General features: G+C 41.3%; 17 protein-coding genes. 4 read left to right on the top strand and 13 right to left on the bottom strand.

From position 1 onward, the window contains the following. Positions 1-9 precede the first annotated feature (9 nt). From DESACI_RS14285 to DESACI_RS14320, 9 genes are all read right to left on the bottom strand, one after another. A complete protein-coding gene (locus DESACI_RS14285; RefSeq protein ID WP_014827903.1) occupies positions 10-963 on the bottom strand; it encodes a LysR family transcriptional regulator in 954 nt (317 codons plus the stop codon). 335 nt (positions 964-1298) lie between these two features. Then, positions 1299-2777, bottom strand: a complete 1479-nt coding sequence (locus tag DESACI_RS14290; RefSeq protein WP_014827904.1) for a cobyrinic acid a,c-diamide synthase CobB — start codon at positions 2775-2777, stop codon at positions 1299-1301. Beyond that, positions 2777-2950 carry a hypothetical protein gene (locus DESACI_RS24580; RefSeq protein ID WP_158310185.1) on the bottom strand — a complete coding sequence of 58 codons (174 nt, stop codon included), beginning with the start codon at positions 2948-2950 and terminating at the stop codon, positions 2777-2779. The genes DESACI_RS14290 and DESACI_RS24580 overlap by 1 nt, the downstream gene beginning before the upstream one ends. Before the next feature lie 3 nt (positions 2951-2953). Beyond that, on the bottom strand, positions 2954-3178 hold the full coding sequence (locus DESACI_RS14295) for a hypothetical protein (RefSeq protein ID WP_014827905.1): 225 nt from the start codon (positions 3176-3178) through the stop codon (positions 2954-2956). Positions 3179-3202: 24 nt separating this feature from the next. After that, positions 3203-4261 carry a dissimilatory-type sulfite reductase subunit beta gene (gene dsrB, locus DESACI_RS14300; protein WP_014827906.1) on the bottom strand — a complete coding sequence of 353 codons (1059 nt, stop codon included), beginning with the start codon at positions 4259-4261 and terminating at the stop codon, positions 3203-3205. Between the two features lie 33 nt (positions 4262-4294). Next, positions 4295-5518 carry a dissimilatory-type sulfite reductase subunit alpha gene (gene dsrA / locus DESACI_RS14305; protein WP_014827907.1) on the bottom strand — a complete coding sequence of 408 codons (1224 nt, stop codon included), beginning with the start codon at positions 5516-5518 and terminating at the stop codon, positions 4295-4297. 33 nt (positions 5519-5551) lie between these two features. Then, positions 5552-5740 carry an ATP-binding protein gene (locus tag DESACI_RS14310; RefSeq protein WP_014827908.1) on the bottom strand — a complete coding sequence of 63 codons (189 nt, stop codon included), beginning with the start codon at positions 5738-5740 and terminating at the stop codon, positions 5552-5554. A 533-nt stretch (positions 5741-6273) separates the two neighbouring features. Then, the gene (locus tag DESACI_RS14315; protein WP_014827909.1) at positions 6274-7887 is read right to left on the bottom strand and encodes a (Fe-S)-binding protein; all 1614 of its coding nucleotides are present in this window, start codon (positions 7885-7887) and stop codon (positions 6274-6276) included. Between the two features lie 42 nt (positions 7888-7929). Next, positions 7930-8811 carry a respiratory nitrate reductase subunit gamma gene (locus DESACI_RS14320; protein WP_014827910.1) on the bottom strand — a complete coding sequence of 294 codons (882 nt, stop codon included), beginning with the start codon at positions 8809-8811 and terminating at the stop codon, positions 7930-7932. A gap of 318 nt (positions 8812-9129) precedes the next feature. On the opposite strand from DESACI_RS14320, the gene DESACI_RS14325 reads away from it, so the two are divergent. After that, the gene (locus DESACI_RS14325; RefSeq protein ID WP_014827911.1) at positions 9130-9882 is read left to right on the top strand and encodes a hypothetical protein; all 753 of its coding nucleotides are present in this window, start codon (positions 9130-9132) and stop codon (positions 9880-9882) included. A gap of 252 nt (positions 9883-10134) precedes the next feature. On the opposite strand, the gene DESACI_RS14330 is transcribed toward DESACI_RS14325, so the two are convergent. The 3 genes from DESACI_RS14330 to DESACI_RS25550 form a co-directional block, all read right to left on the bottom strand. Continuing rightward, positions 10135-11274: a THUMP domain-containing class I SAM-dependent RNA methyltransferase gene (locus tag DESACI_RS14330; protein ID WP_014827912.1), complete on the bottom strand. Its 1140-nt coding sequence runs from the start codon at positions 11272-11274 to the stop codon at positions 10135-10137. Between the two features lie 121 nt (positions 11275-11395). Further along, on the bottom strand, positions 11396-12622 hold the full coding sequence (pepT, locus tag DESACI_RS14335; RefSeq protein WP_014827913.1) for a peptidase T: 1227 nt from the start codon (positions 12620-12622) through the stop codon (positions 11396-11398). A gap of 139 nt (positions 12623-12761) precedes the next feature. Continuing rightward, on the bottom strand, positions 12762-12896 hold the full coding sequence (locus DESACI_RS25550; RefSeq protein WP_014827914.1) for a hypothetical protein: 135 nt from the start codon (positions 12894-12896) through the stop codon (positions 12762-12764). A gap of 150 nt (positions 12897-13046) precedes the next feature. Between DESACI_RS25550 and DESACI_RS14340 the strand changes: the two genes are divergently transcribed. After that, on the top strand, positions 13047-14363 hold the full coding sequence (locus DESACI_RS14340) for an aminotransferase class V-fold PLP-dependent enzyme (RefSeq protein WP_014827915.1): 1317 nt from the start codon (positions 13047-13049) through the stop codon (positions 14361-14363). 62 nt (positions 14364-14425) lie between these two features. Beyond that, positions 14426-14908, top strand: a complete 483-nt coding sequence (locus tag DESACI_RS14345; protein WP_014827916.1) for a DsrE/DsrF/DrsH-like family protein — start codon at positions 14426-14428, stop codon at positions 14906-14908. Here DESACI_RS14345 and DESACI_RS14350 read toward each other — a convergent pair whose 3' ends face one another. Beyond that, positions 14909-15541: a ribonuclease H1 domain-containing protein gene (locus DESACI_RS14350; protein WP_014827917.1), complete on the bottom strand. Its 633-nt coding sequence runs from the start codon at positions 15539-15541 to the stop codon at positions 14909-14911. It abuts the gene before it with no gap. Positions 15542-15754: 213 nt separating this feature from the next. On the opposite strand from DESACI_RS14350, the gene DESACI_RS14355 reads away from it, so the two are divergent. Then, complete coding sequence (locus DESACI_RS14355) at positions 15755-16414, top strand: AbrB family transcriptional regulator (RefSeq protein WP_014827918.1); 660 nt, start codon at positions 15755-15757, stop codon at positions 16412-16414. The last annotated feature ends 97 nt before the right edge of the window (positions 16415-16511 follow it).

Here is a 16511-nt window from a genome sequence, read left to right on the forward strand (position 1 = left end):
AACAAAAACTTATTCGATACTATCCAATTCATTATAGTCTTTACTTAAAATATTGGACAGCAATCTATGATCATGAAGTAAATCAATTAATAAGCGCTCGTCTTTACTTTGAGCAGACTGGGCATTTGGCTGAGCATTGGTCAGGATGCTAAGAGGCCTATAAACCGGAGCATCCTGAATCTTTAACGATTTAAAGATTTTTTGATCACATTCTCGCCGTACAGTAAGTGAGGAAATAATCGTTATTCCTAACCCTGCTGCCACAACTTCTTTGATTGCCTGAGTACTTCCCAACTCCATACTGATATTTAATTGCTCAGGTTCAAGTCCTCGCTCCTTAAGGGCCATCTCCATAACCTTTCTCGTCCCGGAACCATCTTCACGAGTAACTAAGCGTTCGTGAGGCAATTCAGCTAAGGTTATACTTTCTCTGGATGCCCAGGGATGAAAATACGGTAGGACAACCACTAATTCGTCTTCCCAAAATTTCTCAACATTAAGATCTTTATGACGTGGGACTGGGCCCTCAATTAAGCCGATATGAATTTTCTTCTCCAGAACATCTTGCGATATAGAATCGGTATTGGCAATTTTAACTTTAAAATCCACATCCGGATGATTTCTATATAAATATGCCAGAATATTAGGAAGAATATATTCACCTATTGTCAGCGTTGCACCCAAATAAATTAAGCCCCTGCGACCTTTTGACAAGGCACTGATCTGTTCCTTAGCATTCATAAGGATATCCAGAACACTGCGTACATGAGTATAAAAAATTTCCCCCTCTTTTGTTAAGGTTACCCCTTTATTGGTCCGATCAAAAAAACGAGCGCCATATTGATTCTCCAGGTTTTGGATCTGCAAACTTATACTAGATTGGCTCATATGGAGTTTCTTCGCAGAGAGCGTAATATTTTTAGTTTCCGCCACTTCTTTAAAAACAAGAAAGTGTTGTTCCATGATGGTATGTCTCCCTCCTAGATTTATATCCATAAATAGTCTTGCTAAGGTTTTAATTAGGGTTATTCATAAATTTAATCAGTTTGGTATCGTATATCTTTATAATACCATTAGCAGAAAGATTATTCCAGACGAGCCAACCTTCTTTTCGTAATATAATCTTGAAAATTTAAGAACTCCGCATTTCATTGCTTGCGGAGTTATATAATAAATCTAATTTAATCAATCAAGGTAGTTCTGAAAAAAATGAATTAATCATTTCTTATGAGCAGCTAATTGGTTAGTCTTAGAATCGGACTCGCACATTAAAGGAGTATTAAAGGACCGATTATAAATTAATTCTGACCTGCTACCTTTTCAATAGATAGCCATTTCTTTTGTTTATATAGCAAGGCAAGTTCAACCATACGCTCAGCCCACGCCGGACAGCCTATGGCGTGAAGGTGATTATAAGAAGCAAATACATTCTTATAACAAATCCCATCACTTTGCCCGTCAATTCCATGTCCACGTTTAACTTGAAAACCAAATTCTATCTCAGACGGCAAGTTAATAATTCGAGAATTGTGGAATTCATGTCCCTTAACTTCCGTATCTTGATCAAACCAAGGTTGCGCTTGGCTTACCTTCATTAGTGTATATCCATGGCCTTGAGGTTTTCGTTCCATTTGTGTGTCAAAAGGGAGTAATCCCACCATATTATAACATTGATCTGAGGTTCGTATGGTACGGCCTAAATACATTAATCCACCGCATTCGGCATAAATAGGGAGTCCCTTTTCGGCGCAGCCCTTAATCTCTTCCCTGATTGATTGATTTTTTTCAAGTTCTGCTGCGAAAACTTCAGGGAAGCCTCCTCCAATATATAGGGCATCCAGATCACTTGGCAGCTTATCATCAGAGAGTGCCTTTATTGTGACAAGTTCAGCACCTTGACGCTGCAAGGCCTCAATATTTTCCGGATAATAAAAACTAAAAGCAGCATCTCGAATAATACCAATTTTAGGTGCATTACTTCTAACTTTAGGAACCTCGCTTTGATTAACTTTAAAATAATCTGATATATTCGGGATTTCCGGTGCACTTTGAGCTAATTTCAGAACAAGATCAAGATCGACGTGTTTTATGATAATTTCAGCAAAGTAGTCCAATAATTGATTTGTTTCATGGATCTCTCCGCTGGTAATTAAGCCAAGGTGCCGATCAGGAATGGTTAAATTAAGATCCTTAGGTATTGCCCCAACCACTGGGACCTTACAAAATTCTTCAATGGATTCACGAGCAACTTTCTCATGGCGGTTTCTGGCAACTTTGTTTAGAACAACACCAAGGATTTGAACATCAGGATCAAAATGCTGATACCCCATGACCATTGCAGCAATACTTCGGGTCATACGAGTGGCGTCTACAACTAAAAGAACTGGGGTCCGAGTTATCTTAGCAATCTCTGCCGTTGAACTGCTTCCTTTCAGATCAGACCCATCATATAAACCCATTGCACCTTCGATGACAGCAACATTCTTATCACGAGTATGACAAAAAACTGACTCACATAGTTCTTGCTGGGTCATAAAATAGGCATCTAAATTCCGGCTTACAGTCCCAGCGGCAACAGTATGCCAGTTGGTATCAATGTAATCCGGACCTTTCTTAAATGGCTGAACTTTTATACCCTGACTGGACAGAGCTCTCAACAAGCCTAAAGTGAAGGTGGTCTTACCACTTCTCCCTTGAGGCGCTCCAATAACTAAGCGTGGGACGTTATAGCTGTTTTCTTTAATTTTTAAGGAAGAACCTTCTGACAATGTCAACATCATCCACACCTTTCTTGGAACAATGATTCAAGGCTTGCGAAGTAAGAAGAAAATTGACCACCCGCCCCTCGTTCCCGAGTATGCTTGATCGAATAATCAGCAGAAACAGGATCAAGAGGCAGGATGGTCAACGGACTAATCTGATATTCTAACGATAAGATCTTGTCGATCAATCATTATGAATTTGGTGTTTTTACCTTACCTTTTAAGCAAATAAAGGTCGTAGTAATATAGAGATATTCAACAAGGTCTTCTGCAGTAAGTTCTTTTACAGCGTCATCTACATCGCTCTTTTTCTCACCGATGGCTACTGCAACGTCTCTACTTTTAGCTTTGTCAACCTTTGCCAAGTACTCTAGAACTTTAGCTTTGATTTCGGGGTTCGCAGGTCCTCTTCCCATTGGTCAGTACCCCCTTAAATTTTATTAGAATTTAAATCCTGCTGCTGTACGGAACGTATCACGCGCAAAGATGTAATCATCAATGAGCATTTCCGAGAAAGGAAGTCCGCTTAAGCTGAAGAATTTCTCCCAACCAATACGCTCAATCCATTCACCCAGACGTTCACCTTTGTTTGCATTCGCAATCCAAAGCTCGATGATACTGCGAATAGCTTCAGTAACTTCTGGCCAACGCGGCGGATTGTTAGGCAGGAACGGAATTACCATGCGAGAAAAGCTCGGTGCCGTACGGGCATTAGAAACTTTACCACCGATGAGGATGGCAATACCGTCATTTCTCGGATCATAGATTTCCATAGCAGGAGACATAGTATAGCAGTTACCGCAATACATGCATTTATCTTCATTAACGATAACGCTCTTATTCTTCGGATCTGGACGAATCGCACCAGTTGGGCAACTGGCGACGAGTGACGGAATTTCGGTTGTTTTACGAAGCTTTTCATGGTCAATACGAGGAGGCGTACGGTGTACACCAACAATTCCAATATCACTGCAGTGTGTAGATCCACACATGTTTAAGCAGCAAGCTAAGCCCATTTTTAATTTAGCAGGAAGTTTCATGGAATCGAAATACTCGTATAAGTCATCCATAACTGCTTTAACTACGCCGGAAGCATCCGTTGCAGGTGTATGGCAGTGTACCCAACCTTGAGTATGAATGATGTTACTGATGGAAGCTCCTGTACCACCAACTGCATATCCTTGAGCATTTAAAGTCTCAAGCAAAGACTTAAGTTTTGCCTCATCAGACACTAAGAATTCAACATTGTTACGTGTTGTAAAACGAAGATGTCCATCGCAGTATTGGTCAGCAAGATTACAAATATCACGAATGAAATCGATACTCACCAAACGCGGAGAACCAACACGCACACTGTAAAGAGCAGCGCCGCTCTCTGCAACGTGTTTGAGTACACCCGGCTGTGGGATCTCATGATATTGCCATTTGCCGTAGTTTTCTAAGATTACTTGGGGAAGCATCTCTTTATAATTAGGAGGTCCTTGGTCTAACTTTGCCATGATTATCCACCTCTCGTAAGCTACTTATTTTTATTAGAGTTTCGAACCATCAAGAGCAGTTCCAGACCTGTCGAGGTCATCTTGTTGCCAGAATACATACGGGTTAGCACGCGGACGGAAGACTTGTTGCGGTACTGCAGGAATTTCACATTCACGAAGGAATTTGCCCATTCCAACGCGATAGATTAATTCACCGAGACGCTCACGAGACTTACCGTTTTCATCCCACCAATCCCATACGCGGCGAACCAGATCCTTGAATTCTTCATAATCATTTTCAGCTTCCATTTTTATGAAAGGTACAACGACTGAAGACATAAATGCGGATTGAACGATTGTTGACTTACCGCCGATCAGAATGGTAGCACCTTTTTCCTTACCGGCTTTGATTGCTTTCGGCATCATGTTGATGCAGTGATGACAACGTGTGCAATCTTCAGCAACAACAGAAAGTTCTTGTTTTTCACTATTATAAGTCAGGCATTTAGTTGGGCATTTATCACAAACCTGACCTTGAATATCAAAGTTCTTAGCTGCATATTCTTTGACAGCAGCTTGATTGAATTGGAGAGAATCACGCCAGGTTCCAATTACGGAGATATCGGCACGGGCAATTGCACCTGTGCAGTCATTAGCGCAGCCTGAGAACTTAATTTTGCTCTTATATGGCCACATTGGGCGGTGAAGCTCATCCATGAATTCATTCGTAATGTTGTAGCAGGCTTCAAGAGTATCATAACATGCATACTCACAGCGGCCAGGTCCTACACAACAGTTAGTGGTTCTCAGGCAGGAACCTGAACCACCCAAGTCAAATCCAGCTTCGCTATACTCATCAAAGATTGTTTGGATATCTTCAGTTTTGCAGCCGAGTAAGATGACGTCTCCAGTGGAACCATGCATGTTGGTTAAGCCACTGCCATATTTCTCCCAAATATCACAAATTGTACGAAGTGTTTTCGTGTTGTAGAAAAAGCCTGATGGTTGGTTGATGCGGACTGTGTGGAATTCAGCAACATTCGGATAGGTTTCCGGCTCATCAACATAACGGCCGATAACACCACCGCCGTAACCTCTTACTCCTACAATTCCACCATGTTTCCAGTGTCCTCTGTGCTCTACATAGGATCTCTCCAAGACTTGGAGCAACTCGCTGGCAGATTCAGTTTTAACTGCAGCGCGTTTCATTTCCGTCACAAAACTGGGCCATTTTCCTTTTTCTAACTCGTCCAGTAGCGGCGTTTTCTTTTCCGTCATTGCACACCCTCCGTCTTTTAGTTTATCAGGTTCTTACATTTCGGTAATTGTGATAGCACCCGTCGGACATACAGAAATGCAGCTCTCGCAACCCATGCATTCTGATTCGTCGCCGACTACTTGTGCTTTGTCATCGTTAAAGCCAAGCAGGTGAGCTGGGCACCCTTCAGTACATGAGTTGCAGCCAGAGCACTGATCCTCGTCAATTGATACGATAAACACTAATTACACCTCCTTAACTTTAAAAGAGAAGTAGCAAATAAATGAACATTGTGAAAAATTGGAGAAAATCTTCTTGTGTAAATTAACACTAGTTCATATTCTTAATTTAACACCTTGTATTCTATACGTACAATATATAATTACGATTGTACAATACGCAAAACTAATTATAATATTACTAGTTTAAGCGTGGTACCAACTGTTAATTACATCTATATTAAAAGTACGTCAGCTGGCGACAACCGGGTGTTAAATACAAGAAGCATAGGGGATTTTTCATACAACATTTTTAATTTTAATAAAGAATTTAAGTCATTACAAAACAAACATAAAAGAACGAATGTTCCTTAAATTAAGAAAAACCAGTCTAATAGTCAGACCATATGATCAGCAAGAGACTTGATTTTTTGATAATTCTATTGCCTTAACCTGTTCCGTCCTAATCAATTTTTCCTATTTGCTTGCAATTCAATTCTAACTATGGACCATTTCAAATCATTGAAATGGTCCATAAACTAATCGTATTCCGACAACTATTCTAAGAATTCGAAGAAGGGCTTTTTCATGCTCACTAAAGCATTAACCATAAGTTCTACGAGACCGCCGTACTGCAGGTTAAACTTTTCAGTAGCCTCAAAATGCTCTAAAATTGCCCGCATAGCTCCCTTACAGTTAGAACATGGAGCACATATATACTTAACCAGAGAGGTATCTTCCATTTTTCCCTGGAAAGCCCCAAGAATTTGGTTGAACTTCATGCGGGAAGCCACATTGTCTCTGAATTGCGGGAAATTTTGAGAATTCATAATAGCGAAGCCGCTGCCTCCGCCGCAGCAATAGTTATCAACACCATGGGGTGTCATTTCTCTAAACTGCGGACAAATTTCCCTCAAGACATTTCTTTGAGGCTCAACAATGCCCATTTGGCGGACAACGTTACAGGGATCATGAAGGGTTACTGGGAAGTTATTTCGGCTGGGATCAAATTTCAAGGTCTTGCTCTGCACTAAATCCCAAAGAAGCGGCAAACAGCTTTCTACATTAACTTTAGCATCGCCATATGCCATACGGTCGCCGGCAACAATGGATGCTTTATGAGCATGACCGCACTCGCCGACAATAATACGATTAACACCAAGGGCTTTAGCAGCCTTCATTTGACTCAAAGCAATTTGCTTAGCTTGATAGTCATCGTACCACAGACCATAATTGACGCTGTCATACCCCATCATTTCGCTGCTGAGTGTCCAATTCAAGCCTGCCTCATTCATCAAAATCGCAAAGGCAACCGGATTTTCCGGCCAGGCAATAAATTCTCCGGCATTATGCAAAACGAGAATGTCCGCACCTTTTTTATCAACTGGGAACTTTAGTTTAATACCATATTTCTCTTCAGTATCTTCTTCCAGAAACTCTAAAGTATCCAAGAAAGCCGGTTTTGTTAACCCTGTGGAAGAACCCGTCTTAAGTTGCAGCATCGTTCCTTTATTATGCAGAGGTGTCGGTGCAATCCCCAATTCTTGGCTGAAGATCTTACGGATTTCTTTTGAGAGGATCGAATTATCTAAGCCCAAGGGGCAAGTCTGAGCACAACGCCGGTCGAGATTACAACGGTAAGCCAACTCGCCCAAACGTGCTATTGTTTCCCAATTGACATCGATGTCAGCCCCAACAAAACCGCCAAGGAGCTTTCCGCTCTTGGTAAAATACTTTTTAAAAATTTTACGAAGAACTTCTGACCGGAAAATCGGACGATAAAGCTCGTTGTCCCCGGCAGCTTTATAGATATGACAAGCTTCTGAGCATGTGTTGCATTTAGCGCAATATTCAAAAGACAATAAGAGCGGTTCTAATATCCCATTATTGGCATCTGTAAAAATTTTCTCTAAGCCACTTATAAACTTCCGGACGAATTCATCCTCTTCCTCTTTTGTTTGAGGACGAGTAAGAGTATCTAGTCCGATAAAGCCATCTAAAGAAGCACAATATTTTTCTCTCCAAGCCGGTTTAGGTTCCGTAAAGGGCGGCTGCATACCCGGTTTGTCATAGGGAGGCAATAATGGCATAAGATTATAAGTTTCGAGTTTAATCAACTGTTCATCCGGACGTCCCAAATCTTTCGGGCGTAAATCTTTTTGATCTAACATTTAGCTCTCCTCTTTCCAAAAAGTTCACTTAGGAATGTAATGCTATTTCTTCGGGGCCTGAATATGCGGGGCAGACCACGTATGCGTTGGGCGATAAGACGTTGCCGCCTTCACTTTTTCCTCAATAGCGCTTCCTCTAAGATTAGGGCTGTTGTCCCAGAGAACAGTATGGAAAGTAAAGTACTTTCCTACATAGTGACTCATCTTGCTTACAGGGATATATATAAGCATAATTCCGACTAAAATAACGTGTAAAACTAAGAGACCACTGGCAGCAAAAGGTGTAAAGGTAATGATGCCCGCTGTAACTTCTCGAGCAGTATTAAATGAAAAATCGCTGCTCCAGGTCAAGATTCCGGTTACTACTGCAGCAAAAATCAGCAAAAGATTAAAGTACTCTTGTGGTGTCGTATACTTTTTCAGAGTATTGTCAAACATACGACGAAGAACTAATAACCCGGATCCCAGCGCTGCTAATACAAGTCCAATAATCCCAGTAATATAGGTTAAATAAAATACCAAAAGTCCCCAGAGGTTCGTGCTGTTTGCAGCGATTACAATTCCGTTAAGCATAGAAATTGCCCCGGCAACTAATAATAATGACCAAACAACAATAAAATAGATGCCTAAATGCAAGGCATAAGAAAGCCACCAGAATGGACGCTGGTTATCAAACAACGTTTTAATGAAAACAATTTCCTTAAACATCTCGACAATTTCCCGAACATGCGAAACTTCCCGGGGTTTAGTCCACCAGGAAATCTCCTCATAGAAAGAACCTCCGTGCTCAAAGCCTTTTTCTTTTGGTACCGGGTATAGTTCCATTCGTCCATGTAATGGTAATTTTGAGAACTGATAGGCCTTATAAGCGGATAGACCAAGAAAAAGGAGTATGGCCGCGTAACCAATTAAACTAAGGAACAAAACTGTCAACCTCCTTTGTTATTATTATCACGTTTAAGTGTATTTGAGTTATTATTGCTTGTAAAATTATCATTTCTTATCCTACCATTTCATTATATAATTGTATCTTAGTGATGCACATAACTAATTTTTAATTCGAAATAGGCTTAATGGTCAGATATTTCATAATTATAATAAGTTAACCATTTTATTTTTGCATTTCATGAACTATTTCTTAGTATACAAGCAAAAAATCATAATTATATCTTTTATTAATTATTTTTTTCGTTTAACATAATTACATAATTAGATTAAAAACACTTCAAGGAGGAATTATTTATGAAGGCCCTCATTACCTTAACCACCTGTGAATCAAAACGTCTCATCGCGAAAGGCGTTAAAGGATTGCCCTGTGTGCAAAATGCTTTAGACAAACATGCCATTATTGTTGCCGGAGGAACAACCAACGCTTTTGTGGCCGAGGAATTATTGAACATATCCATCGAAGACAAGACAAGCTACACCATGGGGATCGTTACTCAAGGGGAATTAGGGGTTAGCCGCTCGACAAAGAAAACAGCTCCCTATGTAATTGTCGAAGGAAAAGCCATAGAGACTCCCTGGAAGGACTATCTGCCAAAGCTAAAATCCGACGATGTTTTTATCAAAGGAGGAAATGCCATAGATCACACAAGCTTAGCTGCAGTGATGGTTTCAGATTCTGCAGGGGGAACCATAGGTGCAGCCCAAGGAATCCTTTATGCCCGCGGGGTTAAGTTAATCGTACCTATCGGCCTTGAAAAAATGGTTCCAGATGTTCGTCAGGCAGTAGAATTCATGACTAAATCATCGGTTGATGAATCCTTGGGACATAAGGTAGGGCTCGTTCCCATGTTGGGAGCAACCCCTGTCACAGAGCTGACAGCACTGGAAACATTATATGATGTAGAAGCCCGTTGTATTGCTGCCGGTGGAGTCGATGGCTCGGAAGGTGCCGTTGTAATTGCTATTGAAGGCCTCGATGAAGAAGTTCAACGAGCCTTGAGAGATATTCAAACATTAAAAGGAGAACCACCCGTTCGTGTCCAATAGACATTGGCCGTAAACCTCTGAAAATAACCAATCACTGCAGGATGAGGCTGTACCAAAACTTGTTGTGTGCCATTTGGCATAACTAATCGTTAAAAAAGGCGTTGTCATTCCACTATAATTGCTCTGCTCACTGTCTGTTTGACAGGGACGGCTCATAATAGTGAAAGGATAACGCCTTTGCTATTTGAACCAGCTTTATGTTTTTCGAGTTAAGTTTTTACACTACTCTTCTTGTTTTTAAGCCGCACTCGACTAATTTTCTTTCGGCGGCCGAGGTCCGAAAAATTGATAGTAATGGCACTCTAATCGTCCGTTATATAATTTCCTGCTTTTATCCCAACGCCGGCCAATTAAACGTTCAGGAGATTGGTGATTGGTAATGAAGTGAAGAGACCAATTCTCCAAGCGTTTAAATGTTTCACCCAAGTCAAGATAGAGTTGTTCAATTTCGTCCTTTTCGCCTAAACGTTCTCCATAAGGGGGATTGGCAATCATATGTCCATAGTTGAACCTTGATCTGACTTCAGCCACAGGCAAACGCTGGAAATGAATGATGTCGCTGACACCTGCCTCTTGAGCATGTGTCCTCGCCAGAGCTAAGGCCTTACCGTCAATATCTGAACCATAGACATGCAGATCCGTACTGTGTTCTTGCAAATCAAGGGCCTCTTGAAAAGCCTCCTGCCAAAACGACTTAGGAATGTTCTGCCACTTTTCAGCCGCGAAGCTGCGTTTAAGACCGGGTGCCCGATTAAGTGCAATCATAGCAGCTTCTATAGGAATTGTTCCAGTCCCACAGAAAGGGTCTAATAATGCCCGCTCTTTATGCCAATGGCTTAATTGAACCATAGCGGCTGCTAATGTTTCTTTTAGGGGAGCCTGTCCCGCAAGTTTGCGGTAACCCCGTTTGTGCAAACCCGGCCCGGAAGTGTCTATAGTCAAAGTTGCTTGATTGTTTAATAGGGCAACCTCTATTTGATAACGGGGCCCGGTTTCTTCGAACCAACTTCGGCCATATTTTTCCTTCAGCCTTTCAACGATTGCCTTTTTAACAATGGCTTGACAGTCAGAAACGCTGAATAGTTTCGATTTAATGGATTTTCCCTGGACGGGAAAGTTAGCATCCTCAGGGAGCCACTCTTCCCATGGCAATTTTTTAGTTTCTTGAAAAAGCTCTTCGAAAGTCATTGCCTTAAAAGATCCTATTTTTAACAATACCCGGTCTGAACTTCGCAGCCAAATGTTTGAACGGCAAATCCCCAACTCATCTGATTCGAATATAACCTTACCATTTTCAACAATTTGATCGAAGTAACCCAGTGCCTTTAGCTCTCGAGCCACAACAGATTCCAGACCAAAGGCGGCGGTGGCTATTAACTGAATTTTTGCCAAATAGATTCAACCCCTTAAATCTTTCGCAAGTTTAAGTATTCGACAGAATACGCAGAACACACGTTCTCATCCGAGTAATAAATATCTTTATCTCCACAAATTCATGGACAATTGACAAGACCTAGGCCTTTGTCGAATAGATTTCCACAATCTTTATAATAACATCAACTGCTTTCTCCATGGCAAAGGTAGGAATAAATTCAAATTTCCCGTGAAAATTATGTCCTCCCGTGAAAATATTGGGAGTAGGCAGCCCCATAAATGACAGTCGGGCTCCATCCGTTCCTCCTCGAATCGGTCGGATATCCGGCACAACTCCTACTTCCTTTATTGCCTTTTCCGCATTTTCAATGATATGCTTTACAGGCTCTATCTTTTCTTTCATATTAAAGTATTGATCCTTAATTTCTAGAGAAAAAGTCCCCGTTCCATGCTTCTCATTAAGCTCATTGGTAATTCTCTGTAAGTTCTCTTTTCTTTTTTGGAAAGAAGTTAAATCGAAGTCACGGACTATATATTTAAGGGTTGTTTCTTCTACGTTACCTTGGAAGTCCGTTAAATGATAGAATCCTTCATATCCTTCAGTATTGGCTGGAGTTTCGTCTTTGGGCAGCTGCAGAATAAATTCTTGAGCAAGCAAAATGGCATTAATCATTTTGCCCTTGGCAGATCCCGGGTGAACATTTCTCCCTTTAACCTTTATCTTCACTCCTGCCGCATTAAAATTCTCGTATTCTAATTCTCCAATAGAACCTCCATCAATAGTATAAGCGAATTCAGCCCCGAACCTTCGAACATCAAAATAATCTGCTCCCCTGCCGACTTCCTCATTAGGGGTAAAGGCAAAACATAGTTTTCCATGCATAATTTCACGGTGACTCTGGAGATAATCAATGGCCGTCATAATCTCCGCTATTCCTGCTTTATCATCTGCACCCAAAAGCGTCGTACCATCTGTGGTAATTAAGCTTTTCCCCCGGTAGCTCCGGAGTTCGGGAAAATCATGGGGTGAAAGGATAATATTCTGCTCGCTATTGAGAATAATATCTCCGCCTTCATAATTTTCAATGAGCTGTGGTTTTACACCCTTCCCCGGCATATCCGGGCTAGTATCCAAATGAGCAATAAAACCCAAAGAAGGAATTTGTCTTGTCGTATTTGCGGGCAAATGGGCCATAACATAACCCTTTTCGTCCACAGATGCATCGTCCAAGCCCATGGCCTTTAATTCTCCAGCAAGAATTTTAGCTAATTCTTGCTGACCGGGAGTTGTGATCACTGAAGCATCTTCATCAGATTGTGTATCATATGTAACATACTCTAAGAATCGCTCGGTAACGCTCTTCATTATGAAGCCTCCATTTACACCATTTCTAGTTTTATCATTTGTTCCTATCATTTAAATATATCGATATCTGTCCTAATTTGCAATCATGATATGATCTTTTCTAGAAATCAAGCCCCAGCCAATGGCTGAGGCTTGATTTCTAGAGATCACTATTAGAATTTTCTTTCATTTCCTTATCCTTCTTTTGATTCTGCTTAAATTCCGCACTCCGAGAATCATACTTGGCGCTTGCGAGGCCTTTAGGTCGTTTTTGGATTTCACCCGATTTTTTCATGTTTACCTCCATAACTTTTCGCAAGTAAATTTCAAACTTAGTATATACAGAGAGGAAAATATCATGTAGTTCTATTCTTCAGTCACCTTTCTCACCAACAATAATATAATGCTGACAGGAACCTAAACTTCAGCCGAAAGAGATGATTGCATGAACTATAAACTATCAGAATCGATTTATAGGCATCTTGTTATGGGTACAGACATGAAAATTCCCTTAGGCAATGGTGAATGGGCAACAAGCATCAACTTTGATAATGCGGCCTCAACTCCGCCTTTTGTTTCAGTCATGGAGGAAATCAATCGCTTCGCGCCCATGTATTCCTCTGTTCATCGAGGGACTGGCTATAAGTCACGGTATTCTTCCCAGCTCTACGAAGAAGCTAGATCAGAGGTCCTCAATTTTGTCAATGCTGACCCTGTCAACGATACCGTGATTTTTGTTAAAAATACCACGGAAGCCATTAATAAATTGTCCTATCGTCTCTGGGAAGATAATAAAAAAAGTATCGTCTTATCAACATGGATGGAACATCACTCCAATGATTTGCCTTGGAGAAACAAGTTTCAGGTAGATTATGTTGAGGTAAACTCTCAGGGAAAACTTAACTTGACAGATTTGGAACATAAATTAATGCGCTATAAGGGCAAGGTAAAATTAGTCACAGTGACAGGGGCTTCCAACGTAACCGGCTATATCAACCCGATACATAAAATAGCCGAATTAGCTCATCAGTATCGAGCTAAAATCCTAGTTGACGGTGCTCAAATGGTGCCTCATACTCTTGTCAACATGAGACCGCAAAATCCACTTCAGCGTATAGATTATCTGGCATTTTCCGCTCACAAAATGTATGCTCCCTTTGGCAGCGGTGTCTTAATCGGACCGCGCGAAACGTTCCAAAAGGGTGTCTCGGAAATGGTGGGAGGAGGAACTGCCGAGATCGTAACCCACGATTGGGTTATCTGGAACGACCCTCCTCATAAGGACGAGGCAGGCTCTCCAAATGTCATGGGCGTGGCCGCCCTTGTCGCCGCGATAAAAACGTTGTGCGCTCTGGATATGAGAAAAATTGATCACTACGAATACCAACTTGCAGAATATGCCTACTCAGGACTGAAATCCATTCCGGGGATTACTCTCTATACCCAATATAGCCCAGGTGAACCCCATATAGGCGTTATCCCCTTCAATGTCAAAGGTCTGCACCATGAGCGGGTTGCTTCAATCCTTTCTCAGGAAGCAGGTATTGCCGTTCGGACAGGTTGTTTCTGTACCCAACCCTACATCCAAAAATTATTGGCAATTTCCCCTAAACAAATGGAGTATTACAAAAAGAGCAGGAGTACTTCCCGCCCCGGTGTCGTAAGGATAAGTTTTGGCCTTTATAATAATTTCAATGAGATTAACAATCTCCTGCAAACCCTGGAGCAAATCGTCAGACACCCCACAATGATCATCTCCTAAGTTATACTATTTGAATTTTTACTTATAATAGCATTAGTGAAACGATAGTTAAGGGGGTGTACATGTTGGAAGAAAAAAAGATGAATATTCTTATGTTCAGCGGTGATTATGACAAAGCCCTAGCCGCCCTGATTCTGGCGAATACCGCCAAAGAATTAGGAGTTAATGTAAGTATGTTTTTTGCCTTCTGGGGATTATTTTTAGTAAGAGATCCTGCTAAATCATCGCTGGAAGATAAAACAGCTTTTGAAAAAATGTTCGGCTTCGTTACACCCAAAGGACCGGAAGAATTACCGCTTTCCCGCATGAATATGGCAGGATTGGGAAAACAAATGCTCCTGGAAATGATGGATGATGACCAAACCCCGACACTAACCGATTTCCTCAATGGAGCCAGAAAAAAAGGGGTAACTTTTTTTGGTTGTAAACTTTCCGTGGATGTTATGGGGTTTAAAGAAGATGAGTTGCTGCCGGAAGTCCGGATCATAACTGCTAAGGAATACCTAAAAGATGCTTTAGAGTCAGATATGCAGCTCTTTATCTAATCAATTTGTCATAATTCCCAAGGCCTCTTTGGCCAGCCGGTCTGCGTAATCGTTAAATCGATTTCCGCTGTGACCGGCTACTTTTTCGAAACTGTAAAGATCTTGATGTTGGCGCATAAACGCAACATAAGCTTGTGTAAACTTGTTCTTAGCTTGCCAAGCTCCTGTAACCCAATGAGCAATTCCGGAGTAATCATGATAAATTCTGATCCGTGCCTTAAGACTCTCAGCCCTTTTTACCGCATGAATGACCGCAGCTATCTCTCCGGCAACATTTCTCATAACAGCAGCTTCAAGATTTTCCCCGCAGCCTTTGCCTTCAAAAACGGCCTCGTCTTCCTTGACAAAAACATAACCATAGGAATACTTCCCATCCCGATAACTGCCGTCAGTATACACCTCATAATCGTAGTCCCTGAGTGACTGAACCAACCTGTCTTCCGGAGATTCCAGGGTACTCGCCCCTGACACCACTTCCCCATGATTTTGCCAGACGAGTGCTTCCTCTTTTGTTTCAAATCCTCTATAAACCGCTCCTTTATATCCTTTAACAGCGGCTTGACACTCAGGCCAATTATCAAAAACACCCGTTTTGAAGCCAGCTTTGACAACATAGAAGTTCTTTTTCCCCAAATCTGCCGTCCCCTTTTATTAATATGAAGTCTCAAATCTTAACTTTCATTATATTATAAGATTAGAATAAAGTAACGAATCAGAATTTATCAGAATAATCTAAATATTATGTACTATGCAGAAGGAAAACTGACGTCTTGGTTGAAATTATAGGAGAGCGGATTTCAAACTTACCAAAGATTACGATGAAAGGAACTAAAAGGGGGAAAAACTATGGAAACTTATCGAGTGAAGGTCGGAGCGGAAGGGGAAATTCTTTTGCCCCTGGAATTGAGAAATCTCTTTGGCATTGCCGCGGAGGATACTTTAGATTTATGTGTTGATTCTGAAGGCAAAGTATTCGTACGAACTGCTGAACGTTCGGTCGGGCCACTTTCTGATTTTTTCGAAGATCTAATCATTGGGGAGTTACATGGTGCCGGATATACTGGGGATGAACTCAAGACCAGATTATTAGAATGTAAAATCAAATTAAGTACAGTTCTTGACCGTATGTCGGAAGAAGGACATCGAGCTCATAAAAATTCTCAATCAGTAAATTGGCGTTTCGTGCAAAATACTCCCTGGGTTAGTTCCAATGCACCTCAGGATTCTTATCAAGTAGTCTTGACGACACGCGGGATCCACGATTTAGCCGTCCTTCATCAAGCAGAACTTAAAGAAATCCCGGCAGTTTTAAGCCGTCTTGAGGAAGACCCTTTTGGATTTAAAAGGCTGAAAGGTCCCTATTATGAAACATATCGTGTTTCCTTCCGCAGCGGGATCAAGGAATATCGGGTTATTTACACGATCTTCGGCCCCGAAAATCTTGTCGTGGTCTTGACGGTCGGGGAACGTGAAGCAATTTACAAAAGGTTAAATGGAATCGCTTAAGGGATATTCGGATAGGCAAGCCAATTGAACCTAAGCTTTTAGTGAACTCATTCAGTTAAAGCTGAACATCGGGGCTTCAGATGAGAACTCTACACCA

Source organism: Desulfosporosinus acidiphilus SJ4 (assembly GCF_000255115.2).
Classification (GTDB): domain Bacteria; phylum Bacillota; class Desulfitobacteriia; order Desulfitobacteriales; family Desulfitobacteriaceae; genus Desulfosporosinus; species Desulfosporosinus acidiphilus.